Annotated in this window: 6 protein-coding genes; 3 read left to right on the top strand and 3 right to left on the bottom strand. The window is 67.1% G+C overall.

Features of this window, described 5'->3' with window-relative positions:
• Positions 1-187: 187 nt before the first annotated feature.
• The 3 genes from AC3A6F_RS24330 to AC3A6F_RS24320 form a co-directional block, all read right to left on the bottom strand.
• Positions 188-1813: a M28 family peptidase gene (locus AC3A6F_RS24330; RefSeq protein WP_487686142.1), complete on the bottom strand. Its 1626-nt coding sequence runs from the start codon at positions 1811-1813 to the stop codon at positions 188-190.
• Between the two features lie 71 nt (positions 1814-1884).
• On the bottom strand, positions 1885-4128 hold the full coding sequence (locus AC3A6F_RS24325; protein ID WP_487686139.1) for a M28 family peptidase: 2244 nt from the start codon (positions 4126-4128) through the stop codon (positions 1885-1887).
• Positions 4129-4250: 122 nt separating this feature from the next.
• The gene (locus AC3A6F_RS24320) at positions 4251-4913 is read right to left on the bottom strand and encodes an energy transducer TonB (RefSeq protein WP_487686136.1); all 663 of its coding nucleotides are present in this window, start codon (positions 4911-4913) and stop codon (positions 4251-4253) included.
• A gap of 399 nt (positions 4914-5312) precedes the next feature.
• Here AC3A6F_RS24320 and AC3A6F_RS24315 point away from each other — a divergent pair, with 399 nt between their 5' ends.
• The 3 genes from AC3A6F_RS24315 to AC3A6F_RS24305 are packed head-to-tail and all read left to right on the top strand — an operon-like array spanning position 5313 to position 8456.
• On the top strand, positions 5313-5963 hold the full coding sequence (locus tag AC3A6F_RS24315; RefSeq protein WP_123071681.1) for a response regulator: 651 nt from the start codon (positions 5313-5315) through the stop codon (positions 5961-5963).
• Between the two features lie 4 nt (positions 5964-5967).
• The gene (locus tag AC3A6F_RS24310; RefSeq protein WP_487686133.1) at positions 5968-6918 is read left to right on the top strand and encodes a hypothetical protein; all 951 of its coding nucleotides are present in this window, start codon (positions 5968-5970) and stop codon (positions 6916-6918) included.
• The gene (locus tag AC3A6F_RS24305) at positions 6915-8456 is read left to right on the top strand and encodes a sensor histidine kinase (protein WP_487686130.1); all 1542 of its coding nucleotides are present in this window, start codon (positions 6915-6917) and stop codon (positions 8454-8456) included. The genes AC3A6F_RS24310 and AC3A6F_RS24305 overlap by 4 nt, the downstream gene beginning before the upstream one ends.
• Positions 8457-8458: the final 2 nt, after the last annotated feature.

The raw sequence follows: 8458 nt of genomic DNA, 5'->3' as shown, positions 1-8458 counted from the left end.
GCCTGAGTCCTGTGCAATACAGAGCCCAGGCCGTCTAAACGAACATCCACCCGTCTCAGTTTAAGGGGTCACATCACAGGCGGGAACCTAAGTGTGCCAGCGTTATCGTAACGCGAACAACTTGGGTTCCCGCCTGCGCGGGAACGACGTGGTACTGCTAACTAAGTCTGAAGCTTGGCGGGTGCGATTACTTCGCCGCGCGCGCTTTACCGAACGGATCGCCTTCCTTCCACGCCGGCATCTTCGGCGCGTCGGCCACTGCGCGGCCCAGGTTCAACGTGTACTGCGCCTGCTGCACCATGCCCGACAGGTCCCAGCTCGGATCGTACTCGTCCGACGCCTGGTGGTACTTGTCGCGGTAGGTCGCGGCCTTGGCGTTGTTGGCTTCGACGTCCTTCACCCAGCTGCGGCCCGCGCCCACCGAGAAGGCCGGCACGCCGGCCTTGGCGAAGCTGAAGTGGTCGCTGCGGAAGTAGCCGCCGGCCAGGTCAGGCTTAGGCTGCGCGACGGTCAAACCCATCGCCTGGGCGGTGGTGGCGGCCAGCGCACCGAGTTCGGTGCGCTCGCTGCCCGGCACGCTGACGTCCTTCACCAGGCCCACCCAGTTCAGGCTGTCCAGGTTCAGGTTGGCGGCGGTCTTCGCGATTGGCCACAGCGGCTTGGCGACGTAGGCGGCGCTGCCCAGCAGGCCTTGCTCTTCGGCGGCCACCCACAGGAACATCTGGCTGCGCTTGGCCGGGTTCTTGACGGCTTGCTCGGCCATCGCCAGCAGCGCGCCGGTGCCCGAGGCGTTGTCGACCGCGCCGTTGAAGATGGTGTCGCCCTCGGTGCCCTGCTTGCCCATGTGGTCCCAGTGGGCGGTGTAGATCACCACTTCGTCCTTGAGTTTCGGATCGGTGCCCGGCACGACGCCGGCCACGTTGAACTCTTCGAGCTTGCGCACTTCTGCGCGCGCCGTGCCTTTCAGGCGGGCCTTCAGCGTCACCGGCTTGAAGTTCTTGTCCTCGGCGGCGGCGCGCAGTTTATCCAGGTCCTGGCCGGCGGCGGCGAACACCTTGCGCGCGGTGGCGTCGGTCATCCAGCCCTGCAGGCCGGTGCCCACTTTGCCTTCGGTGAGCTGGAAGCGCTCGGCGTTGGCCCAGCTGTTCTGCACCACGCTCCAGCCGTACGAGGCCGATTTGTCGGTGTGGATCAGGATGGCGCCGGCCGCGCCCTGGCGCGCCGCTTCCTCGAATTTATAGGTCCAGCGGCCGTAGTAGGTCAGGCCTTCGCCGTTGAAGCGGTTCGGTTCCGCTGCGGTCGGCAGCGGGTCGTTCACCATCATCACCAGCACCTTGCCCTTCAGGTTCATGCCCTTGAAGTCGTTCCAGCCGCCTTCTTCCGGCGCTACGGTGCCGTAGCCGACGAAGACCAGGTCCGCATCCAGCTTGTGGTCGGCCTTGCCGTCGCCCGGGCCCCAGACCCAGTCAGCGCCGAACTGCAGCGGCAGCGCCTTGCCGCCGGCGGTGATCGCGATGTCGCTCTTGGCCGGCAGTGAACGCACGCCGGCGATCTTGACCGCCTGGCGGAAGCTGTCGCCGTTGGCTGGCTTGAGGCCGGCGGCCTTCGCCTGCGCCTCGAGGTAGGCGACTGTCAGTTCGCCGCCGCGCTGGCCGGTGCCGCGGCCTTCCATGGCATCTGCGGACAGATGGGCCAGGTGCGCGCGCAGCGGCGCTTCCTGGACGGTTTGCGCATTCTGGGCATGGGCCGGGTAGGCCAGTGCCAGGCTGCCGGCGATGGCGGTAAAGACGAGTGAAGAGACGATCTTGTACATAAAATCCTGCGACTTGAGTTGATCGGGAAGGGCACGTTCGTGGCGTGCGCGGAACATTCTATGACAAGTTCTCAATAAAATCGCAGGATATCGGTCGACATCGTCATTCCCGATTGCTCCCGTAAATACGGGGCGCCTTCGTCGCGTGGCGGTAGCAGATGCTGCGGTACGCCGGGCATGCGCTCCTGCACCGTGATCGCGAAAATCTCCTCGGGCGCGCTCTCGATCTCGAAGTGCAGCACCCGGTCTTCCATCCCGTACAGCGACAGCAACCACGGGGCCTCCTTGGACGTCAACGGCATGCCGTCGAGCCGCGAGCGCAGCGCCTTGGCGCCCGACATGCGCAGCTCGATGTGCGGCGCGCGGTTTTTTGAACGCACAGTGAACGTGGCGCGCCGCACCTTGCCGACGGTGTTGGCCAAGGCGAAGCATTCGGGGAAGGCGATCGCATCTTCGCGCGGCGCCTCGGAATACCACTGGCGCGGGCTGTTCCAGCCGAAGACTTCGACGAAGATGGTCGGCTGGCGGCCGGGGAACAACTGGCGGCGCCAGTCATCGAGCGGCTGCTCCGGCAGCAGCCAGTAGGCGCGCCAGGTGTTCGCATCCTTGTAGTAGACCAGACGCTCGAGGCCATCGGATACGGATGGCAGCGCGGCCCGCGGCGCCGCCTGTCCCGGCAGGGCGAAGCAGCTTGCGGCCAGCAGCGCCAGCACGGCGGCGACGGCCGGCGCGATGGACATCACCAGCAACAGGCTGGCAAAGCACAGCATCGGCAGCGCCATCAGCATCGGCGGCAGGTACATATGGTGCGGCGCGAGCAGCAGCCAGGCATCGCGCAGCGCCGGCGGGAACAACATGGCGGCCGGCGCCAGCCCGGCGACCAACACCAGTAGGCGCAGGGCGAAGACCTGGCGCCGGCCCCAGCGTGATTGCAGGGCGACGAAGGCGGCCAGCGCTGCCGCCAGCGGCCAGGCCAGCACGTAGGCGGCGCCGGGCAAAAAGAAGACAAGCAAGAGCAGCGTCAGCGCAGGCCAGGCCAGCGCGCCGAGCACCATCGCCGCGGCGCCGACGCTGCGGCGGAATAGATATAGCCCGGCGACGAAGACGCAGGCCGCGACGACCATCACCACCAGAGGCAGGCGGTGCTCGCCCGCAAGGCCGGCGGCGGCAATCTCTTCGCGCCAGGTCCAGCTGCCGACGCGCACCACAAGCAGCAGGAAGCAGACGCCAAACACGCCTTGCGCCGCCTCGGTCGCGCCGTCCGCACCGAACTGGCGGCGCCAGGCGAAGCCCAGCATCAGGCAGGACAGGATCGTGGGAACCCAGGTGAGCCAGGCCGGGTGCTGCGCCAAGCCCACAATGGGCAGCGAAAAATAGGCGGCCGCCGTCTGCGTCCCGCGCGTCAGCGGCGTGTCGCCATAGGCCCTCGCCAGGCGCAGCATCGCATCGCCCAGCTGCCGCGGGTTCGCCTCGCCGCCGGCGAACAGCAGCACCGGCGTATCGAGCGCCGCCAGCGGACCGACGTGCGGCGCGTCGTTCAGCATGCGCGCCAGGGTCGTCTCGAGCGAGGAGCCGCGCAGCTCGGGCGCGGCGCGCATCCAGCCGGCCAGTGCGGCGCCGCCCGCGCCGCTGGTTTCAAGCATGCGCAGCCCTGCATCGCCGGAAGGATCGAACTTGAGCGCCAGGCCGATGTTGGGGGCCAGCGGATGCTGTTCGACGAAGCCTTTGGCGCCCAGCGCGCCGACGTGGTGGCCATCGGCGAACAGCAGCACGACGTCGTTGGCGGGCGGCGCGGCGCGCAGCGAGCGCGCCGTTTCGAGCAGGGCGGCCATGGTGGCGGCGCCGCGCGCCGCGCTGTGCACGGCGTTGCCGCTGTCGTAGTGCGCCGTGAGCAGCAGCGCCGGGCGGCGGCCCGCATCCGGCGCGCTGCCGGGAATCCTGGCGACGACGTTATGGACGACGCCGACCGTGTTGTGGATGGCGCCAAAGTAGTAGACGACCGACTTGCGCACTGTGGCGCGCTGCACCGCCGGCGTCAGGCCCATCGCCCGCAGTTGCGACAGCAGGTAAGCCCGCGCCTGCGCATTGCCTTCGGTCGCGATCGAACGCGGAGCGGCCCCCAGCACCCGTATATGCTCCTGGACGCGGGCGTTCCAGCTGCCGGCCGCGATCTGCATCGCCGGCTCGGGCGGCGGCGGTTGCGTCAACGCCATCCAACCCAAGATGGCCAGCACGGCCAGTCCCAGGCAGCCGGCAAAGGCCTGCATGAACCCGGTGACACGTATCGCCGGTATCGGTGCGCTTTCTGCATCCATGTGTTCTCTCTCCATTGTTGTTGTGATCGGATGTCGCCCGTGCTGGCGTCTATGCACCAGTCATAGGGGCGAAAAAAAGCCCGCCGGATGAAGATTGGCGGGCTCAAGAGGGGAAGACGGTATTACTCGAGTGTCCAGACATAGGCGAGCTGTGCCCACCCGGATTCGGCTGTTCCGCCGTTCATCGCTGGCTGGAATTTGCACATGCTCAGGGCATGCACGGCAGCCCGATCGAGCTCACGCGAGCCGCTGGAAGACTGGATGCGGGAGTCCTGCACCCGGCCATCGGTCCCGACCAGCAGCGCCAGGGTCACGGTCCCGGTCTCGCCATTGCGCGCAGCGCGCACCGGATAATCGGGTTTGGCGCAGCCGTTGGCGTCGGCCAGCACGGCGCTACGCATCTCGCCGCTGTTCGACGACGGCGGGGCGGCCGGTTGCGGTGGGGCTTCGGACTGGGTTTGCTGGGCCGGTTCAGGCGATGGCTCCGTGCTTGCCTCTATCGCTTGCTCGAGCGGCGGCGCGGGCACTTCGACTTCCACGTCCGGCACCACGATATCGGGCGGTGCGGCCTTGGCGACGGGTTTCGGTGGTTCGGGTGGCGGGGCCGGCGGCGGCGCCTCCGGCTGGATCCACACCAGCTTGTCTTCCAGCATGGCGGGCAGCGAGATCGACTTGGCGTTCATCGTGCTGATGACGCCCATCGCCACCAGCACGTGCAGGCCGGCCACGAGGGCGAACTTGCCGGCCTTGCCGCCGGCGCCTTGATTGATGTCAGAAAAATGCATGGCAACCTCCTTTATTCGTTCCGGCATCCCTCGGGATGGCCAGGTTTACTACCTTGGAAGAATGCATATCTACAGCTCGTTAGAAACAATATATGCTAGGTCCTAGCAGAATGCAAATCCATAATCTAGTAAATTTGTTTCTAGTTGTGTGTGCGCCAACGTACCAAGCGATGCCAGCCGTAGGGTGGACGGCTCCGCCGTCCACGCGTCCAGCAAAAGGAAGCGCCCAAAAAACGGCTTCCGGAGAGAACAAAAGTTCTCCGCCTTTCCATTCGCTTCCCCGCCCGTTGTATGAAATAATTCCCAACTGTGCCGTGGCTTTTCGCCCCGGCCTCGGCAGAAGCCAGACCCACGCCAGACACTGGCAAAGCACACCGGCCACGCGCCAGGAGAATCAAATTGGCAGAACAGAACAAACCCATCCGCGTCATGCTCGCGGATGATCACCCGATCGTCATGACCGGTTTCGCCATGTCGCTCGAAGCGGCCGGCATGCAGGTGGTGGGGCAGGCCAAGACTCCGAGCGAGGCGACCGCGCTGTACGCCGCCGAGCACCCCGACGTCGCCGTGCTCGACATGCGCTTCGGCACCGAGCTGACCGGCATGGACGCGGCCCAGGCAATCCTCAAGTCCGACCCGTCGGCCAAGATCGTTTTCCTGAGCCAGTTTGACCAGGACAGCCTGATCAAGGAAACCTACCGCTTAGGCGCCCACGCCTTCGTCACCAAGGATTGCGACCCGGCCGACCTGGCCACCGCGGTGCGCCATGCCCACGAGGGCAAGCTGTACTTCCTGCCGCACATCGCGTCGCGCCTGGCCAGCATGGCGGTGCGCGGCGAAGTCACGCCGCAGTCGCAGCTCGACGAGCGCGGACTGGAAATCTTCAAGCTGATGGCCGAGGGCATGACCAATGCCGAGATCGCCGAGCGCCTCGACCTGTCGACCAAGACCATCAGCAATATCAGCCAGTCGATCAAGGAAAAGCTGGGCGTGCACCGCCAGGCCAGCATCACGCTGCTGGCGGTCAAGCACGGCCTGATCGAGCCCTGACGCGATGACCATCCTCCCGCGCCGCATGCCCCACCAGCGCAGGCGCGTGCCCGCGCTGGCGCCGCTGCTGGTCCTTGCCTTCATGCTGGCGCTGTCGGCCGGCAGCGTCCACGCCGCCCAGCAGTCCGAGCGCGAACGCGAAGAAGCGCAGGGCTTCCGCTTCCAGATCCTGACCGGCGACGACAGCGCCGTTACCCACCGCATCGCCGACGACCTGTACAAGCGCCTGGTGCCCACCTTCGCGGCCTTTCGCACCGAGCTGGCGCAGAAGCGCCGCATGCTGTACGTGGCGATCGGCCCGACCGCGCTGCGCGATGCGCTGTCGCGCCGCTGCGATTGCGTGGTGATCTCGGCGTATACCTCGAGCCAGGTGTGGCGCACGCTCACCGCGCGCCTGCCCAAGCCGCGCCGCATGGCCATGACCGCGATCTATGCCGAGCCGGCGCCAAACGACCAGATGCGCCTGGCCGAGCTGCTGTACGGCCGCCCGGTGCGGGTCGGCGTGCTGCTCGGCCCCGATACCGCCTTCCTGAAGCCGGCGCTGACCGATGCGACCGAGATCCAGATGTATGCGCCGGGCGACGACCTGAATCACACACTCAACAGCATGACGCGCGCCGAGACCCTGCTGGCGCTGCCCGACAGCGACATCTACAACGCCGAGAACGTGCGCAACATCCTGCTCTCGACCTACCGCCGCAAGCAGGGCGTGATCGGCTTCTCGGCCGACATGGTCAAGGTGGGCGCGCTCGCCACCACCTACTCCGAGATCGAGGAGATCAACGCCCAGGTGGCCGAGCTGGCCGCCGACTTCGTGCGCACCGGCGAACTCGATCCGCCGCAGTTCCCGCGCTACTTCCGCACCATCATCAACGAAGGGGTGGCCAGTTCGCTCGACCTGCGCGTGACCGACGGCGCCCGCAACTTCGCACGGCGCGCGCCGGCCCCGCAATGAACCTGCGTTTCTGGCGCGGCTGGGGTGTCGGACGGCGCATGGCCGTCATCACCATGCTGCCCGTGATCCTGCTGTTCACCTCCTTCGTCTGGTATTCCTGGTATGCGCACCGCGCCCAGGTGGCCGAGGAGCTGGCCGAGCGCGGACGCATCCTGGCGCGCGCGCTGGCCGAAACGTCCGAGTACAACGTCATTTCCGGCAACCTGTCCGACCTGCGCCTGACTATCAACGGCCTGGTGCAGTCCGACCGCAGCATCTACAAGGTCGACGTGATCGACGGCAGCGGACGCGCCGCGGTGCGCGTGGTGTCCGATTCGGCCAGCGACGCCCAGGCCCATTACTACGAGGCCCCGATCCGCAAGCAGGTGGTGTGGATCAACCTGTTCTCTGACAACGGCACACCGCACGTGTCGGCGTCGAGCGATTCGCGCCCGCCCACGCTCACCACCGAAGTCGTCGGCTGGGTGCGGGTGACGATGTCGCCGGCGAACATGATGGCCAAGCAGACCGACCGCTTCCAGATCGAGCTGTCGATGGCGGCGCTGGCGCTGGCCGCGAGCGGCATCCTGGCCTGGGTGCTGGCGCGCTCGCTGATCGTGCCGCTGCGCGAAGCGATCGGCACCCTGCGCCAGATCCGGGGCGGCAACTACCGCGTGCATCCACCGGTCACCACCGGCGGCGAGATCGGCGAGCTGCAGGCCTCGATCGGCGAGATGTCGCTGGCGCTGGACGAATCCAAGCGCGACCTCGAGAACAAGGTGGCCGAGCGCACGCGCGACCTGCTGGCCTCGCGCAACGAGGCGCTGCGCGCCGACGCCGACAAGCGCAAGCTGATCCAGAAGGTCAACGAGATCATCGAGGACGAGCGCAAGAGCATCGCGGTCGAGATCCACGACGAACTCAATGCCTCGCTGATCGCGGCGCGCCTCGAGGCGCAGTCGATCGGCCTGCTGGCGGCCAAGGCGCCGCCCGGGCCCGAAGTCGACGAGATCCGCCGCAAGTCCGAGGCCATCACCAAGCTGGCGCTCGACCTGTACGCCAACGGCCGGCGCCTGGTGCGCCGCCTGCGACCCGAAGTGCTCGACATGCTGGGCCTGCACGGCGCTGTGGAAGAGATGGTGCGCCACTACGACGCCACGTCCGGCTGCCGCTTCGACCTGCACAGCGAGGGCGATTTCGCGCGCCTGTCGAACGAGCTGGCGATTTCGGCCTACCGCATCGTGCAGGAAGCCCTGTCCAACGTCATGAAGCACGCCGCCGCGCGCTCGGCCCACGTCAGCCTGCTGCTGGACGAAGGCAAGGGCATGCTGCGCATCCGCGTGGTCGACGACGGCGCCGGCTTCGACACCGCCAGCGCCTCGGAAGGCATCGGCATCATCGGCATGCGCGAGCGCGTCTATGCGCTGCAGGGCACGATCGAGGTGCGGTCCAGCCCGGGCGAAGGCACCGACGTCGCGATCGCGCTGCCGCTCAACCTGCCGGCCCACGCACCAAGCGTGCCGGCGACGATTTCCGAAGCATCAACCTCACAACGATAAGA

It is taken from the genome of Massilia sp. Soil_C_3 (assembly GCF_057657035.1).
Note: the sequence above shows the minus strand (reverse complement) of the source record. Positions and strands in the feature narration are given on the sequence as shown.